Source organism: Arthrobacter sp. TmtSoilC77, assembly GCF_059739415.1.
Genome location: NZ_AP046050.1, coordinates 1652998 through 1670619 on the forward strand (window position 1 = coordinate 1652998; position 17622 = coordinate 1670619).

Here is a 17622-nt window from a genome sequence, read left to right on the forward strand (position 1 = left end):
CCCGCGAAAGGCTCGTCATGACCCGCACCGATCGGCTGACCGCCATCCTTGACCTCCTGGCCGAATCCGGCCATGTGGAAGTCGAGGACATCGTGACGCGGCTTGGCGTGTCACCGGCCACGGCACGCCGGGACCTGGACAGCCTTGCGAAACAACGCCTGCTGAGCCGTACCCGCGGTGGCGCCACCACCGGATCCGTTGCATACGATCTCCCGGGCCGCTATAACCGTGACGACCACGCCCTGGCCAAGCAGGAGATCGCCCAGGCGGCATCGGCCCTGATCCGCCCCGGAGCCGTGATCGGCTTGAGCGGGGGAACCACCAACACGGCGCTGGCGCAGCTGTTGTCCACCCGTGAGGACCTCAACGCACCGTCCAACAGGCCCACCCTCACGGTGGTGACCAACGCGATCAACATTGCCTCGCAGCTCGCCGTTCGTCCGAACATCAAGATCATGGTTACCGGGGGCATCCTGAATCCGCGTTCCTACGAGCTCGTGGGGCCCTACACCGACGTGATCATGCAGAAGGTTGCCCTGGACATTGCGTTCATCGGGGTCAACGGTGTTGACCCGGACCTCGGCCCCACGATCACCGATGAAGGCGAAGCAATGGTGAACACCGTCATGGCGCGCCGGGCCACCGAATCCTACGTGGTGGCTGACTCCTCGAAAGTAGGCCGCCGCTCCTTTGCGGCCATGGCAGGGTATGACTTCCGGCACCTCATCACGGACGCCGGGATCAGCGCTGAAGATAAGGCCGCGTTTGAAGCCAAGGGCACGGAAGTTATCGTCGCACCTGCCAACTAACCGGTCCTGCAACCCACCGTTCCCGCAACTAACCGTTCCCGCTAGAAACGCATTCTCGGCGCGTGAAGCACTGAATCGTCAACATCCCGTGGCACCCACTGGCTGAACGGTTTGTCCAGGCTGTACTGGCCGTCGTCGGTCCTTACCAACGTTCGGAGTTCGGCATTGTCCGGGTTGTTCAGCGATTCGAAATACTCAACAGTCCAGTGGAACCAGCGCATGCAGAACAGCCTCATGGTCAGACCGTGGGTGACCATGAGGGTATTTGGGGCATACGTCGGCTTTTCCCAATGGCGGTAAAGGGTCTCCATGAATGAGGACACGCGGTCGTAGACGTCCGAGCCTGACTCGCCTTCGCGGAACCTGTAGAAGAAGTGGCCGTAAAGGTTGCGCAACTCCTTCTGGTCCTCGATCTCCCCGGCAATCTGAAAATTGGCCCAGTCCTGCTCACGCAGCCTAGGTTCTTCGATGACGCGCTCGATCAGCGGTCCCAGGTCCAACGCCTCAAGAGTCTGGTATGCCCGCAAATAGGGGGACACATAAACGCAGACCTGCTCGCCGTCGAGCTTCTGCCGGAGGGCCTCACCAGCTATCCGCGCCTGTTCAATTCCACGTTCGGTCAGCGGAATGCGGTAGTCCGGCACACGGTTGTAGATTGACGTGTCGGCATTGGCGGCGGACTGGCCGTGCCGGATCATGAAGATTCTCCCTGGGGCACTCATCCCACCAAGCATAGGGTCTGCCTACGGATGGAGCGGGAACGTGCACAGTTCACGGCAAAGTGGCAGGAACTGCAGGCAAGATAGGTACATGCTCCTTGCTTCCCGCCGCCGCCTGCGCGCCGAAGTACTTATCGTACTGGGCCTGTCTTTGGGCCAATCAGCTGTGTATTCCGTGGTGCAGCTCCTGGACAAGATGACGCGGGCGCCGCTGTCCGAGGCAACCTCCACTCTTAACAGGTCCCAAAGCACCCGCGAGTACTTCGACCTCACGTATCAACTACTGGACATTGTCTTCGCTTTGGTGCCGGTGGTCCTGGTGTTCTATTTCCTGTCATCGCATGCCCAGGGTGGGCGGGAAGGCGCAAGTGGCTTTGCCCGGCTGGGGTTCAACTTCGCACGCCCCGGCAAGGACCTTTTGCACGGATTGGGACTCGCAGCAGTCATTGGCATCCCGTCACTTGGCTTGTACGCGGCCGGCCGTGCCCTGGGTATCACCACCGCCATTGTGCCCAGCGGCCTGGAGGCTTACTGGTGGACAGTGCCTGTGTTGATTCTCTCCGCGATTCGCCACGCGATCGTTGAGGAAGTGATCGTCGTGGGATACCTCATGGACCGTTTCGGAAAATTCGGTTGGAGCACGCCGCTGGCCATTGTCGTGAGCGCGGCCCTTCGCGGCAGCTACCACTTGTATCAAGGCTTCGGGCCGTTCATCGGCAACTTCGCCATGGGCTTGGTCTTCGCCGGGATCTATACCAAGACGAAGCGGGTGATGCCTTTGGTCATTGCGCATGCGCTGCTGGACATCGTCGCGTTCGTTGGCTTCAGCCTCTTCGGCAAGGCGATAGGCCTGGGCTAGACAGCCTTGAAGCCAGGGGACCCTTAAAGCCAGGGGACCCTTAAAGAGAAATTCGGCCGCCATCGGTGGGTGACGTCGTTGGCACCCGCTGATGGCGGCCGAAGCTTGACCGGACACACTGGACCTGTGACCCAACATGCTGGACTGGAGGGGACCAGGCCCCAGGGAAGGTGTGCGTCAGATAGTGACGGCGCCGGATGCGGTTTCGAAAGTGACGGACATGATGCCAGGCGTACCGTGCGGGGCCATCCACTGGACAGCGACGTCCTCAAGCGGCTTCTCGACGGGCTCGCCCAGCCATTCGGTAACGCGCTCCGCCGAGCCTGCAATGGTGAGGCTGGACATCTTGACGTCACTCTCATAGACCTTGGACGGGTGCAGTGAGGGATCGCCCTCCCACTTGAGCAGGTAAGGCACCTGGGGATCGGCGATCAAGCCGAGAATGCCGATCTGCTGCCATACGAGTTCGCGGCCATCCGGGAACTTGCGGTTGCCCGGAACTGCGGACCGGCCGAGGCGTTCCTCGAAGGGGGCGAGGTCGTCAACGGCGACGCACCAGCCCATCCAACCGCCGCCAGCCGCCGAGCGTGCGCGGACTGCCTGGCCAAAGGGTGCCTTGTCGGAAGCAGGGTGGTCCAGGACCTCTACGACTTCCAGGTATTTGTTATCCGCCAAGGGAATGATCATGTTCCGGGTACCGAAGCGCGGGTGCACTCCGCCCCGGACTGCGTCCACTCCCAGAGCTGCGGAAATTCGTTCGGTGGTGGCCAAAAGGCCATCTCGTTCACAAGCGTAAGAGACGTGATCCATGCGCATGGCTTCATCTTGGCACTTTGTGATCGGGGTCTCAGCTAAGGGAAGCCTTACTAACATGGGATGTTATTGTGCGCCGCTGGAACGCTTCACGCCGGGTCGCGTAAAGACTGAAAAATACTGCCTTCGTCACAATGCTGTCCAAGTACCCGGGCGCTTCCTAGACTGGCCCCAGCCCACGCCTACAGCGATCAACGGCAAACCCGCGCGCCACGAAGAGGAGAACCCAATGTCCCAAGGATGGTCTTTCGAAACCCGCCAGATCCACGCAGGGCAGGAGCCCGACGCTGCCACGGGGGCGCGGTCGCTTCCGATCTACCAGACCACGTCCTTCGTTTTCCCGAGCGCAGAGAGCGCAGCCAACCGCTTTGCACTGGCCGAGCTCGCCCCGATCTACACGCGTATCGGCAACCCAACACAAGACGCCGTGGAGCAGCGGATCGCCAGCCTCGAAGGCGGGCTGGGCGCGTTGCTCCTTAGCTCAGGACAGGCCGCGGAAACCTTCGCTATCCTGAACATTGCCGAGGCCGGAGACCATGTCGTCGCGAGCCCCAGCCTCTACGGTGGCACCTACAACCTGCTGGCGCACACTCTGAAGAAGTTCGGCATCTCCGTGACGTTCGTGGAGGATCCGGACAACCTGGACCAGTGGCGGGACGCCGTGCAGCCCAACACCAAGCTGTTCTTCGGCGAGGTTGTGTCCAATCCGCGCCAGGACGTCCTGGACATCGAGGGTGTTTCACGCGCCGCGCACGAGGCTGGCGTGCCGCTCATCGTGGATAACACGCTCTCAACCCCCTACCTCATCCGTCCCATCGAGTGGGGTGCGGACATCGTGGTGCACTCGGCTACCAAGTATCTGGGCGGCCACGGCGCGGCGATCGCCGGCGTGATCGTGGACTCCGGAAACTTTGATTTCGGCAAGGACCCGGAGCGCTTCCCCGGATTCAATACTCCGGACCCCAGCTACAACGGACTCGTTTACGCCCGGGACCTTGGCAAGGATGGCGCGCTCGGAGCCAACCTCTCCTACATTCTCAAGGCGCGCGTGCAGTTGCTGCGCGATCTGGGTTCGGCGGTTTCCCCGTTCAACGCCTTCCTCATCGCCCAGGGCCTGGAAACCCTGAGCCTGCGCGTCGAGCGTCACGTCTCGAACGCCACCAAAGTGGCTGAATGGCTGGAAGCCCATGACGACGTCGAATCGGTTGCCTTCGCGGGCCTGCCGTCCAGCCCTTGGTACGACCGCGGCCGTAAGTACGGGCCGAGGGGTACCGGTGCAGTGGTGGCATTCAACATCAAGGGTGGCGTCGAGGCCGGCAAGCGATTCGTCGACGGCCTGGAGTTGCACTCCCATGTTGCCAACATCGGTGACGTCCGCTCGCTGGTTATCCACCCGGCGTCGACTACCCACAGCCAGCTCACGGTCGAACAGCAGCTGGTTGCGGGCGTGAATCCAGGCCTCGTCCGCCTCTCTGTGGGAATAGAGCACGTGGACGACATTATTGCTGATCTGGAGGCCGGTTTCCGGGCTGCCAAAGGCGCTTAATCGCGCTGCTGGGAGAGCGGCCGCCCGCCGTCGAAAATTCGCCGGGCGGCCCTTCGCGGTGCGTGTTCCTGAACGAAGCGGCGCCAAACCGTCACACAGCTGTCACATTCTTCGCCAAGACAGCGGTATTTTTCCTAGACTCTACGTATTAGGTCATGAGTGCCAGCGACAGCCCCGGCTTGCTGGCCGGCAACCCTCCTCCGCGGTGGGGTGCCCCGGGTGAAGACCTGGCCTGTCGCACGCAAGGCGGCAGGCAAGCGCGAGGTTAGGTGTCAAAGGAATGACCATTACTGCTACAGCACCCCCCAAACCGGGCAAAGAAGACGGGACGGTCAAGTACGCCGGCGTAGGTTCGCTGGAACTTGAAGCCGGCGGTTTTCTCCCGGATGTTGTGCTTGCCTACGAAACCTGGGGGCAGTTGAATGCGGATGCGTCCAACGCAGTCCTGGTTCAGCACGCACTGACGGGCAGCACGCATGTGGCCCGCGGTGCAACTGATGAGGAAGGCTGGTGGGAGCAACTCGTTGGTCCCGGCGCGACGATCGACACCAACCGGTTCTTCGTTATCTCCATCAACATTGTGGGCGGCTGTTACGGTAGCACGGGCCCATCGTCAGAGGCGCCGGACGGACGGCCCTGGGGATCCCGCTTCCCGCTGATCACGTTGCGCGACAGCACGGTGGCTGAAGCCCGGCTCGCTGATGCTTTGGGGATCAAGGCATGGCACGCAGTCCTTGGCGGTTCCATGGGTGGGGCGCGGGCACTTGAGTGGGCGGTCACCTTCCCTGAGCGTGTTCAGCGGTGCGCGGTTATTTCTGTGGGCGCCTACAGCACAGCCGAGCAAATCGCTTTCGCCCAGTCGCAGACGCTCGCCATCCGCCAGGACCCGAACTTCAACAACGGCGATTACTACGGTGGACCAACTCCTGAGGCAGGCCTTGCCCTGGCCCGACGGATAGCGCACATCACGTACCGGTCAGCGCTGGAGCTTGATGTCCGCTTCGGCCGGGAAGCCCAGCACCAGGAGACGCCCCTGGCCGCTGCGGTCCTGGGGGAGCGTGGCCGCTACCAGGTGGAAAGCTACCTCGATCACCAAGGCACCAAGCTGGTGCGCCGGTTCGATGCGAACAGTTACATCGCCATCACCGAGGCGCTGATGTCCCACGACATCAGACGGGGCCGGGGCACCTTGAAGGAAGCCTTGGCCGCGGCCACTGCTGAATTCTTTGTGGCAGCCGTCGATTCCGACCGCCTCTATTTTCCGGCCCAGTCAGTGGAACTGGCGCAAAACCTGCCAGGCAATGTGCCTGTCCACGTGATCGAGGCCCCCATCGGCCACGATGGCTTCCTCACCGAAATCGGGCAACTATCGAAGCAGCTTCGCGAGGCCTTCTTCGCCTAAGCCGGCTCAGCCGTTCATGATGTCGCCGCGCTGCTTCATGTAATCCTCCATGGCAATTTCGCCGTTGCTGAACTTGAGGTCCAGTTCGGCCAGCTTGCGCGCGCGGAAGCCTTGCTGCTCAGAGCCGCTGTGGCTCGGAAACGTAGGTGAAGAAGCGTTCGACGCCGGTCCTGGCGGCGGTGGGGCATCGGCAGGGCGGATGGTGGTGGGCTGCGTGGGATAGCCCGGATAATTCGGCTGCGGGTAACCCGGTCCCGGAAGATTCTGCGGGGGATAGCCGGGGCCCGGATAATTCGGGCCCGGGAAATTGCGGTCCTGGAGCCGCCGCGCCCGGGACTTGTTGTACATGCGTATCCCCATGGGAATCAGCCACGAGCAGACGATGATCCAGAAGATCAGATTGTTCACGGTGCAGGCCTCCTAGGTCTTAACCCAGCTTAGTCCCGCAGTTTCACACCAGCTTTGTCTCCATGCCCAGGAACTTCCCGTAGCGTTCCACTTCTGCCTCCAAGGCTTGTTGTTCGGCTGTTGTGAGTGGCCTGTTCATTCTGATGTCGAGTTCGCAGATCCCATCCGAGAAGCTGTGGCGCCACCATCCGGTCAACCTGCCATCCAGCAACACCACGTGAATTGGAGCATCGCCCTCGGGGAAATAGGGCGCCCTGCCGCCGAGGTAATGCCTCGATTGTGAATAGCCCATCACGTACTCGTCGTAGCACTGGATGAGATCGACACGGGGAAGTCCTGGCCCATCGTCACCTGGTGGGGGAGTCGCTGCAAGTGCCTCCACATCTTCTGCTGGCAAGTAGAAGTCCAAGCCGTCCACCGCCACAGTTGCCAACGCGCCCGGAACGGACTCTTCAGCTACCTGCAAGCCAAGCCGTACATCCTTGATGGTCAGTCCGGACCACGCGGCACAGTCCTTGATGGTGGCAGGTCCCCGGCTGCTGAAGTACCGCAGGGCCAGCTGGCCCAAGGCCCATTCGCGGTCGCCGTCCTCCGTCAGGGACATATTGCCGTCGGGCACACGTTCCTCGAACAAGGCGTATGTCTGTTTCAGTGCACCCCCTGCAGAACGGACCGGGCTGCCGCTCACCAGGATTTTGCTGATCTCGGCGTGCATGAGGTGGTAAACGAAGCCAAGGCCTTTGCCGGGGAGCCCCGCCTTTTCCAGAATTCCGGCTAGTTCTTCGCGTGTTTTGTGGGCTCCACCGGCCACCGCTTCGGCAAGGATGTGCCCGCTGCGGGCGGCTGCGTGCTCATCAACTCCCGCCTGCCGGTACATGCCCTTGTTGCCTTGATGAAGGCGATCTGCAGACAAACCCATCAACCAGCCGAGGTCGTCACGGTGCACAAAATGCCACGTCGGCCGCAGGATATGCGTCCGGAGGATCCTGCCATCAGCCACCGCCTGCTCCACCTCATCGGCAGTGCTCCCGACCGCCCTTTGGGCAGTGCTCCCGACCGCCCTCTGGGCAGTTCTCCCGACCGCCCTCTGGGCAGTGCTCCCGACCGCCCTCTGGGCAGTGCTCCCGACCGCCCTCTGGGCGAGGCTCCACCTGGCATACGGAAATTCCTGCGACTGCACCGCCAGGAGGTTGCGCAGAACATCATCAACGTTTTCGCCGTAGGGAGCCCGCAGCTGCTGACGGCGAAGGCGCAGGGGGACAACATTGTTAGGCTGCATCGAATCCTCCCGGCCGCAGTCGCATCAGCTCAGCCGCGCGGCAGCATGGTGCCGTTGGGGCCGAAGACCGGTCCCGGCGTCGGGCGTTTGGGGGTGATGCCGTCGCCGGAGGATCGATGCCGCAACCTGCGGATAACCCACGGAACAAAGTACTCGCGGGCCCACACCAGATCCGAGGATCGGGCCTCGCGCCAGGTGCGGACCGGCAGGGGCTTGGGCACCAGGGGCTCGAGGGTGTGCTGGACGTTCAGCGCTTCAAGGACCATCATCGCGATGGTGTGGTGTCCCAGAGGTGAGAAGTGCAGGCGGTCTTCGTCCCACATCCGCGGATCGGCCAACTGCCTCAGGGACCACATGTCCGCGATGATGGCATCGTGCCGTGCAGCTACAGTCCTCAGGTTTTCGTTGTAGATGGCCACCTTGCCACGGATGCGGCCCAACACCGAGGATGCAGTGTCCGGTCCGTTGAACAGCACCACAGTCGCCCCACCGGAGGCCAGTTCCTGAACAGCAGCGTCCAGCTTCTCCGCCAAGAGGTCCGGGTCGCCACCGGGCCGGATGAGGTCATTGCCGCCAGCCGAAATCGAGACAAGGTCCGGCTGGAGTTCCAGGCAAGGGCCAATTTGTTCATCCACGATCTGCTGCAGCAGCCGCCCACGGATAGCAAGGTTGGCATAAGCGAAATCCTCATGACCGCGGCCCAGTTCCTCCGCTACACGGTCAGCCCATCCCCGGAAGCCGCCGGGGTTCCGGGGCTCCGGATCGCCGATGCCTTCCGTGAACGAATCCCCCAGTGCCACGTAACGGCTCCAAGGGTGTGTTTGAACCGGTTCGCCCGGCTTCACCAATGAATTGACGTCACTCACGCTTTCCATCCTGCCTTGAACCTGCGAACCTACGCCACCGTAGGTTGTTACTCATCAGTAACTGCAAGAATAGACCCATGACTGAAGCCGTTGCATTCCCCGCGCCCGTTGTCCTGTGGTCCCATGAAGAAGCTGAACGGGAGGGCAAGCCGCTTCTGGTGCTGCTGCACGGCTACGGCTCCAATGAAGACGATCTCTTCAGCCTCGCGGGCCTGCTTCCCGAGGGCTTTGTGGTGGCTTCCCTGCGGGCGCCAATGCCCATGGGCCCCGGCTTCACCTGGTTCCCGCTCACTGCGTCAATCGACTATTCGCTGGAAGCAGTAAAGCTTGCCGCGGAGTACGCCCTTGAATGGTTGGATACGGTCAAAGCCAATCATTCTTCAGTGACGCTGCTCGGCTTCTCCATGGGCATGGCCATGGCGACCACCATGCTCCGGTACCGTCCCGCGGACTTCGCTGCCGTCGTCGGGCTTTCGGGTTTCGTGGTGGACGCCGGCGATGACCCCGCCTTCCGCGATGCCGAACTGGACGGCACCTCGCCGATGTTCTGGGGCCGCGACCAGCAGGACCCTGTCATTACTCCGGACAAGATCGAATACACCATGGGGTGGGTGCGCAAGCACGTGGACCTCACCAAGGTGCTCTACACAGGCATGTGGCATGGCATTAATCAGCAGGAAATCGGCCACGTAGGCGAATTCCTGACGCACAAAGTCCTCGCATCTTAATGCAACGCGGGGTCACTTACGGCCCATAAATGGCGTCACCATGGGCTTTAAGTGACCCCGCGTTGCTTCAGGCGGAGATAATCCTTACGGTCTGGCCGTTGACGGTGACGGTGTCGCCGGCGTGCAGCTGGCGGCCCCGGCGTTCGTCGATCTCGTCGTTGACCTTCACCAAGCCATTCTTAATGAGCTCGGTGGCCTCCACGCCGTCCTCCACCAGGTTGGCCAGCTTCAGCAGCTGCCCGAGGCGGATCATGTCGTCGCGGATGGGGACCTCTTCGATTTCCGGGTTGCTCATAAAGCAATGATGCCTGACGTAGTGTGGTGTCAGTGCCGCAGTCTTCCCGTCGTTCCACCCTTCCGCTCGCCATTGGCCTCCCTGTTGCAGTAGCAACTGGCTTGGTCATTCCGCTTCAAGGAAGGATCAACGGGGCCCTCGGGGCCCGGTTGAACGATGGCATCGCCGCAGCTGTGGTGAGCTTCACCACAGGCCTCGTCCTCATTGCGGCCATTTCCCTCGCCACACCCAAAGGCAGGGCAGGCCTTCGGCGCATCGTCCCGGCGGTCCGCAGCCGTAGCTTTCCCCGCTTCTACGTCATGGCCGGTGGGATCGGCGCCCTCTTCGTCATCGCGCAAACATTCACTGTGGGCCTGCTGGGGGTTGCGCTGTTCACTGTGGCGGTGGTCACCGGGCAGACCCTGAGCGGCCTCCTTGTGGACCGAATGGGCATAGGTCCCGGCGGCAAACGGTCCATTACCGGAGTGCGGATCCTGGGCAGTGTGCTGACGGTCGCCGCCGTTGCGTGGGCTGTTTCCCCGCGGTTCGGGGGCAATACCGACATCGCCTCCCTGGTGCTGCCCGTACTGTTGCCACTGGCTGCAGGGTTTCTCATGAGTTTCCAGCAAGCCATGAACGGAACCGCCACTGTTCACTACGGGACCCCTGTCGCAGCCACGCTGGTCAACTTCATCGCCGGTGCCGTCATCCTCTGGATTGCCTGGCTGATCAAGCTTTCCGTGGCAGGCGCGGGCAACCCGCTTCCGGGTGAATGGTGGTTCTACCTGGGCGGCCCCATGGGCTGCCTTTTCATTGGGCTTGCGGCGCTCCTGGTCCGAAGCCTCGGCGTGCTGGTCACCGGTCTGGGCATGATCGCCGGGCAGCTGGTGGGTTCTTTAGTGCTCGACGTCGTGATCCCCAGTCCCGGTGCGGTGGTCGCCTTGCCCACGGTGTTGGGTACGGTATTGACGCTCGCGGCGATCGTCGTGGCCACGCTGCCCTGGCCCAGGGGAGCATTCGCACGAAAGGTCCCGGGCAAAGGCCGGTAGGCTAGGACACGCAGCTTTTCTGCACAGTTATTATCCGCACCAATTCCCCAGCCCACCCCGCCGGACAACCTCGTTCGGAATCCGGGGCAACCACCGCGGACCGCACCCAGCGGCCCTGTAGAACAAATGGAGTACCCATGGCAGCAAAATCCGTCCTTGACCAGGTCATTTCCCTCTCCAAGCGGAGGGGCTTTGTCTTCCAGGCCGGTGAAATCTATGGTGGTTCCCGTTCGGCGTGGGATTACGGACCCCTTGGTGCGGAACTGAAGGAAAACATCAAGCGCCAGTGGTGGCAGAGCATGGTCCGCGGCCGCGAAGACGTCGTAGGCCTGGACTCCTCGGTCATCCTGCCCCGCCAGGTCTGGGAAGCCTCCGGCCACGTCGAGGTGTTCTCGGACCCCCTGGTGGAATGCCTCTCCTGCCACAAGCGCTACCGTGCCGACCACCTTGAGGAAGAGTACGAGGAAAAGAAGGGCCGCCCCGCCGAGAACGGCTTGAAGGACATTGCCTGTGCCAACTGTGGCACCCGCGGCCAATGGACGGAGCCGCAGGAATTTTCCGGCCTCCTGAAGACCTTCCTTGGCCCGGTGGCCAACGATGAGGGCATGCACTACCTGCGTCCGGAAACGGCCCAGGGCATCTTCGTGAACTTCAACAATGTCCTCACCACGTCCCGGAAGAAGCCACCGTTCGGCATTGGCCAGATCGGCAAGTCCTTCCGCAACGAGATCACGCCGGGCAACTTCATCTTCCGTACCCGCGAGTTCGAACAGATGGAGATGGAATTCTTCGTCGAGCCCGGCACGGATGAGGAATGGCACCAGTACTGGATGAAGGAGCGCATGTCCTGGTACACCAGCCTGGGCATCCGTGAAGAAAACCTCCGCTTCTTTGAGCACCCGCTTGAGAAGCTGAGCCACTACTCCAAGGGCACCACGGACATCGAGTACCGCTTCGGTTTCCAAGGCTCCGAGTGGGGCGAGCTCGAGGGTATCGCGAACCGCACGGACTTCGACCTCTCCACGCACGCCAAGGCTTCCGGGACGGACCTGAGCTACTTCAACCAGGCCACCAATGAGCGCTACACCCCATACGTGATCGAGCCGGCTGCCGGGTTGACCCGCTCCTTCATGGCGTTCCTGATTGACGCCTACACCGAAGACGAGGCACCCAACGCCAAGGGCGGCGTCGACGTCCGTACGGTCCTGAAGCTGGACCCGCGGCTTGCCCCGGTCAAGGCCGCTGTCCTGCCCCTGAGCCGCAACGAGGACCTGTCCCCGAAGGCAAAGGCGCTGGGCACCCAGCTGCGCAAGAACTGGAACATCGACTTCGACGACGCCGGCGCCATCGGCCGCCGTTACCGTCGCCAGGACGAGATCGGTACTCCGTTCTGCATCACCGTGGACTTCGATACCCTCGAAGACCAGGCCGTGACCATCCGTGAGCGCGACACCATGAGCCAGGAACGCGTGTCCCTGGACAAGGTTGAGGCTTACCTGGCAGCACGACTGATCGGCGCCTAACCGTGGCCTTGGAATACCGCGAGTGGAAGGAAGGCGACGACCTCGCCCTCCTGGAAATCTGGGGCGGCCCGGAGACCCTCCCTGCAGAACAGTTCCGTGCTGCTTTGGCGCCTTCGAGCAACCAGCCTTGGCGCCGCTGCATCGTTGCCGAAGACGTCGTTGACGGCGTTCGCATCCCCGTTGCGGCCGGCGTGGTTCACGAAGCGTCCCTGCACCCGGAACGTCTCTGGGCTTACATCGAGGTTGCCAAGGACCATCGCCGGAACGGCGTCGGTGCCACCCTGCTGACCATGCTGCGCCGCGAAGCCGGGAACTCGCCGTCGGGCGTTTCCAAGCTCCGCAGCAAGGTTGAACCGGGCACCCCGGGGGCTGCTTTCGCCGAAGCCGCACGCCTGGGACCCATCCAGCGTTCCCAGTTGGTAGTAGTGGAGCCTGAGCCGCTGAAGCTCCCGCGGTTCGGCGACGGTTCCGAGGAAGCTGCCTCGGAGCGCGTGGAGGACCTCGCCACCGGATCCGTGGAACTCAGCGAAGTGGTGGGCCGCTACTACTCAGCTGTCCATCACTGGGACAGCCCGGGCGAGCTCAGCATTGCTACGGTGCAGCGGCTCTTCCTGCACGATCTCACCGGGGCGCACGGAGCCATTGTGCTTCGTGCTCCGAAGGCAAGCGCCTTTGGCGGGGGAGTGCCGGCCAGCCGAAAAGGAAAGATCCAGGCCTTCGCCATCAGCTACGCCCAGGGGAACTCCGAGGAGCCCTCGGATGTCTTCCTGGGTCACGATCCCAAGCTGTCCGCCGACGACGCCGAAGCTGCCGTACGGGATCTTCTGGCGCTTATTGCGTACCAGCACCCCGTGCTGTTGGAAGTGGACGAATCCATGACGGCGCTGCGCAGCGTTCTGGCACCTTTGCTGGAGTCGGGCAAGGCCCACGTTCGTGGCGCTGACACACTGATCGTGAGCGACTGACCACGTACTTTCATGTCCGGATCCCGCCCTGCCCATCGCCGATGGGCAGGGCGGGATCCTCGCTTTAAGCTCAGCCCGCATTCGTGGTGGAAAAGTCTTGACTCGGCCATGGCGCAGGAGTAGGAAGGCGACGTAAGCCACGCGCCGGCACACTCGGAGGGAAGCGGCGTCTGTGGAATAGCTCCGGTCTCCTCTGAATCGGCGGTAACAACAATGAACGGAACGACCTTGGACGGGCTGCGGGATCAGCTGCGCGGACAGCTCATCACTCCCGAAGACCCTGAATATGATTCGGCACGGGCAGTCTTTAACGCCATGGTCGACAAACGTCCGGCGGGCATCGTCCGGGTGGCCCAAGTTGCGGATGTGATTGCGGGGGTGAACTTCGCACGGGAGAATTCCATGCCCCTGGCCATTCGGGGCGGCGGACACAGTGCTCCTGGATATGGAACGGCGGATGACGCCCTGGTGCTGGACTTCGTCAACCGAACCGGGGTCCGGGTGGACCCGGAGACCGCCACTGCGCGGGCCGAAGGCGGCACCACCTGGGCTGACTTCAACCACGCAACGCACGCCTTCGGATTGGCGACCACTGGCGGGATCGTCGGATCCACGGGAGTTGCGGGACTGACCCTGGGCGGGGGAATAGGCTACCTTGCCCGAAAGTACGGTCTCTCCTGCGACAACCTCGTTTCAGCCGATGTGGTCACGGCTGATGGAAAGTTCCTGGTGGCCAGCGAGGACCAGAACGAGGACCTGTTCTGGGCGCTCCGGGGCGGTGGCGGCAACTTTGGCGTGGTGACCTCGTTCGAGTTCAAACTCCATCCTGTTGATATGGTCCATGCCGGAGTCATCCTCTACGGCGCAGAACATACGGACACAGTCGCCCGCTTCTACCGCGATTACATCGCGAACGCGCCCGAAGAGTTCGGCGCTTTCCTGGGATTCCATCAGGGCCCGCCAGTCCCGTTCCTACCCGAAGAGTGGCACGGCAAGCCCGTCTGTGTGGTGGTTGGGATGTGGACGGGGGATTTGGGAGAAGGCGAAGCGCGGTGGCAGCCGTTCCTGGACGCAGCCCCTGTTGCGGGCTCACTGGTAGCTCCCATGCCGTACCCAGCCCTGAACGTTGCCTTCGACGCGCTCAACCAGAAAGGAATGCAGGGCTACTGGAAGGCGAACTTCCTCCCCGAGCTCAACGACGGCGCCATCCAAGCCCATGCCGAACATGGCGCGACGGTCACGAGCGTCAATACGTCTGTCCATATTTACCCCATCGACGGCGCCGTCTCACGCGTTGGCGTCCATGACACAGCCTTTGCGCACCGTGACATGAAGTTTGCGCCCGTCATTGCGGCCCAATGGATGGAACCCACGGACAACGAAGCCAACATCGCCTGGGCGCGAGGGTATGCGGCGGCCCTTGCACCGCACTCGGCGCTGGGCGGGTACATCAACTTCATGGACGCTGAAGACCAGAACCGGGTCACTGACAATTACGGCCCCAATTGGGATCGCCTGGTGCAGGTCAAGAGCAAGTACGATCCCGGCAACCTTTTCCACGTGAACCAGAACATCAAGCCAGCCTGAGGAAGGGTTTGCGTTTGACCCCGCTAGGCTTGAAACCATGAGGTTTTGCAGCTGATGGGTCACGGACACTCCCACGGTCACGGTCATTCTGAAAGTTCCGAGCCAACCCCGCAGGCGATTGCGTCCCGGAAGCGCGCCAACTGGCTCCTGGCTGCGGTGCTGGTTCCACTTGGGGTGCTCACTGTCATTGCCATGATGGTCATGTGGCCCTCGGGCAGCCGGGAGGGAATCTCCTTCGCGAGTCCCTACCAGGCTGCCCCGGGGGTGACTTTCGATACCGGAAAGATCCAGAGCGTGGTGCAGGAAAGCTGCACACAAACCGGACAAACCGGTGCAGGCCAAACCGATCCAGGCCAGTCCGGCGGATCCGACTGCACTTTCGCCTTCACGCAGCCGGACAAGGGCGGGGAAGCCGTCAAGGTGGTGATCAACCCCGACGTCGCTAAATCCCATGGCGTGAATGTGGGGGATTCGATCCGCTATCTGAACCTTTCCGGTGTCCAGGGCGCGGCGCAGGCCAACGGCTCGCCGTCGTACGTTTTTGTGGATTTCGTGCGGAGCCTGCCGATTGCGCTGCTGGCCGTGCTCTATGCGGTGGTAGTGATCGCTGTGGCCCGCTGGCGCGGCTTCCGGGCACTCCTTGGCCTGGTTGGCGCTTATGCGGTGCTGGTCAGTTTTATCCTTCCGGGGCTTGTGGAGGGGAAGCCGCCACTCATGCTGGCTTTGGTGGGTTCCACGGTGATCATGATCGGGGTCCTGTACTTCGCCCACGGTTTCTCGGCGAGGACGTCCACGGCCCTGCTGGGAACCATCTTCGGGTTGGGCATCACAGCGCTGTTGGCGGCGTGGGCCACGGATGCTGCCAACCTTGCAGGCGTCGGTGACCATGACGCTGCAACGCTGATAAATATGTCGGACAAGATTTCAATCTCCGGCATCATCTTGTGCGGCCTGATCATCTCAGGCCTCGGCGTCCTCAACGATGTCACCATTACCCAGTCATCTGCCGTGTGGGAACTTTACGAACTGGCCCCGAACACCAGCGCCCGGAAGCTATTCTCCTCGGCCATGCGGATTGGCCGGGACCACATCGCCTCCACGGTTTACACGATTGCCTTCGCGTACGCTGGTGCCGCCCTTCCGATCCTGATCATTGTGATGCTTTACGACCGCCCACTTGCCGAGGCCCTGACCAGTGCGGAGTTGTCCGAGGAAGTCATCCGGACATTGGTCGGCTCCATCGGACTGGTGCTCGCCATCCCTGTTACCACGCTGATAGCCGTCCTGGTGGTCAAGGCCACAGGCGTGAAGGGTGCCGTCCCTGCGCCCGCGCTGTCCGTGAATCCGGAGGACGTGGACGATACCGGTACGCTCGCTGCTCCGGCCGCCGTCGTGGGTTCCGGCAGGGCCGAAACGCTCGACGGCGGCCGGTCTTCCCGCGCGGCCGGCAAGCCTGCCCGCCCGGGGAGCCGCCGTGCCCAGCGTGAGGCGGAGCGCCGGGGCGACGGGGAAAAACCGATTCCGTAGGGCGCAAAGGGTCGATTTGCCCTGATTTGCAACAATGGATGGGTGACTGTAGTAGCAACGCCCCCTGCCCCAAAGCTTGAGCTTCCGCCTTTGCAGCTCGGTGGGATCACCGTGGACACTCCCGTGATCCTTGCCCCCATGGCGGGCATCACCAACTCGGCCTTCCGCAGGCTCTGCCGTGAATACGGTGGTGGCCTGTACGTGGCCGAGATGGTTACCTCGCGTGCGCTGGTGGAACGGACCCCGGAATCGTTGCGCATCATCTCCCATGATGAGGACGAGAAAGTCCGTTCCGTGCAGCTCTATGGTGTTGACCCCGTAACGGTCGGCGCGGCTGTCCGCATGCTCGTCGAGGAAGACCGGGCTGACCACATTGACCTCAACTTCGGCTGCCCGGTGCCCAAGGTCACCCGCCGCGGTGGTGGTTCCGCGCTGCCATGGAAGATCGATCTGTTCACGTCTATAGTGCAGACCGCGGTGAAGGAAGCCTCCAAGGGTGGCATCCCGCTCACCATCAAGATGCGCAAGGGCATTGACGAGGACCACCTGACGTACCTCGACGCCGGACGGATCGCCCGCGATGCGGGAGTGGCCGCCGTCGCCCTTCACGGCCGCACCGCCGCCCAGTTCTATTCCGGCCAGGCTGACTGGTCCGCAATTGCCCGCCTTCGTGAGGCGCTGCCTGACATTCCGGTGCTGGGAAACGGTGACATCTGGTCCGCAGAGGACGCTGTCCGTATGGTCCGGGAAACCGGTGTGGACGGCGTGGTGGTAGGCCGTGGTTGCCAGGGACGCCCGTGGCTGTTCGGTGACCTGCAGGCGGCGTTCGAAGGCAGCGATCAGCGGCACCGTCCGGGGCTGCGGGAGGTCGCCGAAGGCGTCTACCGTCACGCAGAGCTCATGGTGGAGACCTTCGGTAACGATGAGTACAAGGCACTGCGGGAAATCCGTAAGCACATGGCCTGGTACTTCAAGGGTTACATAGTTGGCGGGGAGCTTCGCGCCAAGCTGGCCACCGTTCCCACCCTGGAGGTCCTGCGCGGACTCCTTGATGAACTGGACATGGATTTGCCGTATCCGGGCGTCGATTCCGAGGGCCCGCGCGGCCGTGCCGGATCACCGAAGAAGCCTGCGCTGCCCAAGGATTGGCTCATGAGCCGTCAGCTGAACGCGGAACAGAGTGCCGAAATCTCCGCAGCAGAGCTGGACGTGTCAGGAGGCTAGCTTCACACGTGTAAGACTGGCTCAAGAGGCACCACACAACGGCG

17 protein-coding genes and 1 riboswitch are annotated in these 17622 nt (G+C 62.6%); of the genes, 11 read left to right on the plus strand and 6 right to left on the minus strand.

Annotated features, from left to right (window positions below; translation table 11 throughout):
- Positions 1–17: 17 nt before the first annotated feature.
- A complete protein-coding gene (locus AC6I99_RS07585; RefSeq protein WP_224092101.1) occupies positions 18–809 on the plus strand; it encodes a DeoR/GlpR family DNA-binding transcription regulator in 792 nt (263 codons plus the stop codon).
- A 41-nt stretch (positions 810–850) separates the two neighbouring features.
- Here the strand turns inward: AC6I99_RS07585 and AC6I99_RS07590 are convergent, their stop codons facing one another.
- Positions 851–1507: a histidine phosphatase family protein gene (locus tag AC6I99_RS07590; RefSeq protein ID WP_309927761.1), complete on the minus strand. Its 657-nt coding sequence runs from the start codon at positions 1505–1507 to the stop codon at positions 851–853.
- 112 nt (positions 1508–1619) lie between these two features.
- Here AC6I99_RS07590 and AC6I99_RS07595 point away from each other — a divergent pair, with 112 nt between their 5' ends.
- Positions 1620–2387 carry a CPBP family intramembrane glutamic endopeptidase gene (locus tag AC6I99_RS07595; RefSeq protein WP_497945506.1) on the plus strand — a complete coding sequence of 256 codons (768 nt, stop codon included), beginning with the start codon at positions 1620–1622 and terminating at the stop codon, positions 2385–2387.
- Positions 2388–2564: 177 nt separating this feature from the next.
- Here the strand turns inward: AC6I99_RS07595 and AC6I99_RS07600 are convergent, their stop codons facing one another.
- Positions 2565–3203, minus strand: coding sequence for a VOC family protein (locus AC6I99_RS07600; protein WP_216925364.1), 639 nt, complete (start codon positions 3201–3203; stop codon positions 2565–2567).
- A 187-nt stretch (positions 3204–3390) separates the two neighbouring features.
- On the opposite strand from AC6I99_RS07600, the gene AC6I99_RS07605 reads away from it, so the two are divergent.
- Complete coding sequence (locus tag AC6I99_RS07605; RefSeq protein ID WP_497947158.1) at positions 3391–4746, plus strand: bifunctional o-acetylhomoserine/o-acetylserine sulfhydrylase; 1356 nt, start codon at positions 3391–3393, stop codon at positions 4744–4746.
- 151 nt (positions 4747–4897) lie between these two features.
- Positions 4898–5012: riboswitch (SAM riboswitch) on the plus strand.
- 14 nt (positions 5013–5026) lie between these two features.
- Entirely contained in the window at positions 5027–6148 is a 1122-nt protein-coding gene (gene metX / locus AC6I99_RS07610; RefSeq protein ID WP_224092107.1) for a homoserine O-acetyltransferase MetX, read from the plus strand.
- 6 nt (positions 6149–6154) lie between these two features.
- On the opposite strand, the gene AC6I99_RS07615 is transcribed toward metX, so the two are convergent.
- Genes AC6I99_RS07615 through AC6I99_RS07625 form a run of 3 tightly spaced genes read right to left on the minus strand, consistent with a single transcriptional unit; the run spans position 6155 to position 8710 of the window.
- A complete protein-coding gene (locus AC6I99_RS07615) occupies positions 6155–6556 on the minus strand; it encodes a hypothetical protein (RefSeq protein ID WP_497945505.1) in 402 nt (133 codons plus the stop codon).
- A gap of 43 nt (positions 6557–6599) precedes the next feature.
- The gene (locus tag AC6I99_RS07620; protein ID WP_497945504.1) at positions 6600–7835 is read right to left on the minus strand and encodes a winged helix DNA-binding domain-containing protein; all 1236 of its coding nucleotides are present in this window, start codon (positions 7833–7835) and stop codon (positions 6600–6602) included.
- A 29-nt stretch (positions 7836–7864) separates the two neighbouring features.
- On the minus strand, positions 7865–8710 hold the full coding sequence (locus AC6I99_RS07625; protein ID WP_224092127.1) for an SGNH/GDSL hydrolase family protein: 846 nt from the start codon (positions 8708–8710) through the stop codon (positions 7865–7867).
- Between the two features lie 68 nt (positions 8711–8778).
- Here AC6I99_RS07625 and AC6I99_RS07630 point away from each other — a divergent pair, with 68 nt between their 5' ends.
- Complete coding sequence (locus tag AC6I99_RS07630; protein ID WP_497945503.1) at positions 8779–9429, plus strand: alpha/beta hydrolase; 651 nt, start codon at positions 8779–8781, stop codon at positions 9427–9429.
- Positions 9430–9496: 67 nt separating this feature from the next.
- Here AC6I99_RS07630 and AC6I99_RS07635 read toward each other — a convergent pair whose 3' ends face one another.
- Complete coding sequence (locus AC6I99_RS07635) at positions 9497–9724, minus strand: RNA-binding S4 domain-containing protein (RefSeq protein WP_224092129.1); 228 nt, start codon at positions 9722–9724, stop codon at positions 9497–9499.
- A gap of 23 nt (positions 9725–9747) precedes the next feature.
- On the opposite strand from AC6I99_RS07635, the gene AC6I99_RS07640 reads away from it, so the two are divergent.
- The 6 genes from AC6I99_RS07640 to dusB all read left to right on the plus strand — a co-directional run bounded on the left by AC6I99_RS07640 (position 9748) and on the right by dusB (position 17578).
- Complete coding sequence (locus AC6I99_RS07640; protein ID WP_497945502.1) at positions 9748–10752, plus strand: DMT family transporter; 1005 nt, start codon at positions 9748–9750, stop codon at positions 10750–10752.
- 137 nt (positions 10753–10889) lie between these two features.
- The gene (locus AC6I99_RS07645) at positions 10890–12275 is read left to right on the plus strand and encodes a glycine--tRNA ligase (protein ID WP_216925355.1); all 1386 of its coding nucleotides are present in this window, start codon (positions 10890–10892) and stop codon (positions 12273–12275) included.
- 2 nt (positions 12276–12277) lie between these two features.
- Positions 12278–13240 carry a GNAT family N-acetyltransferase gene (locus AC6I99_RS07650; RefSeq protein ID WP_497945501.1) on the plus strand — a complete coding sequence of 321 codons (963 nt, stop codon included), beginning with the start codon at positions 12278–12280 and terminating at the stop codon, positions 13238–13240.
- A 213-nt stretch (positions 13241–13453) separates the two neighbouring features.
- Positions 13454–14827 (plus strand): FAD-binding oxidoreductase, encoded by a 1374-nt coding sequence (locus AC6I99_RS07655; RefSeq protein WP_497945500.1) that lies wholly within the window; start codon positions 13454–13456, stop codon positions 14825–14827.
- A gap of 54 nt (positions 14828–14881) precedes the next feature.
- The gene (locus AC6I99_RS07660; protein WP_497960710.1) at positions 14882–16354 is read left to right on the plus strand and encodes a YibE/F family protein; all 1473 of its coding nucleotides are present in this window, start codon (positions 14882–14884) and stop codon (positions 16352–16354) included.
- Positions 16355–16396: 42 nt separating this feature from the next.
- Positions 16397–17578, plus strand: a complete 1182-nt coding sequence (gene dusB / locus AC6I99_RS07665; protein ID WP_497945498.1) for a tRNA dihydrouridine synthase DusB — start codon at positions 16397–16399, stop codon at positions 17576–17578.
- Positions 17579–17622: the final 44 nt, after the last annotated feature.

What these genes read in the sequence shown, in the direction of transcription:
- AC6I99_RS07590 (WP_309927761.1), bottom strand. Translation starts at nt 1,507, where the DNA reads ATGATCCGGCACGGCCAGTCCGCCGCCAATGCCGACACGTCAATCTAC.
- AC6I99_RS07585 (WP_224092101.1), top strand. Translation starts at nt 18, where the DNA reads ATGACCCGCACCGATCGGCTGACCGCCATCCTTGACCTCCTGGCCGAA.
- AC6I99_RS07600 (WP_216925364.1), bottom strand. Translation starts at nt 3,203, where the DNA reads ATGCGCATGGATCACGTCTCTTACGCTTGTGAACGAGATGGCCTTTTG.
- metX (WP_224092107.1), top strand. Translation starts at nt 5,027, where the DNA reads ATGACCATTACTGCTACAGCACCCCCCAAACCGGGCAAAGAAGACGGG.
- AC6I99_RS07630 (WP_497945503.1), top strand. Translation starts at nt 8,779, where the DNA reads ATGACTGAAGCCGTTGCATTCCCCGCGCCCGTTGTCCTGTGGTCCCAT.
- AC6I99_RS07660 (WP_497960710.1), top strand. Translation starts at nt 14,882, where the DNA reads ATGGGTCACGGACACTCCCACGGTCACGGTCATTCTGAAAGTTCCGAG.
- AC6I99_RS07645 (WP_216925355.1), top strand. Translation starts at nt 10,890, where the DNA reads ATGGCAGCAAAATCCGTCCTTGACCAGGTCATTTCCCTCTCCAAGCGG.
- AC6I99_RS07655 (WP_497945500.1), top strand. Translation starts at nt 13,454, where the DNA reads ATGAACGGAACGACCTTGGACGGGCTGCGGGATCAGCTGCGCGGACAG.
- AC6I99_RS07620 (WP_497945504.1), bottom strand. Translation starts at nt 7,835, where the DNA reads ATGCAGCCTAACAATGTTGTCCCCCTGCGCCTTCGCCGTCAGCAGCTG.
- AC6I99_RS07595 (WP_497945506.1), top strand. Translation starts at nt 1,620, where the DNA reads ATGCTCCTTGCTTCCCGCCGCCGCCTGCGCGCCGAAGTACTTATCGTA.
- AC6I99_RS07625 (WP_224092127.1), bottom strand. Translation starts at nt 8,710, where the DNA reads ATGGAAAGCGTGAGTGACGTCAATTCATTGGTGAAGCCGGGCGAACCG.
- AC6I99_RS07635 (WP_224092129.1), bottom strand. Translation starts at nt 9,724, where the DNA reads ATGAGCAACCCGGAAATCGAAGAGGTCCCCATCCGCGACGACATGATC.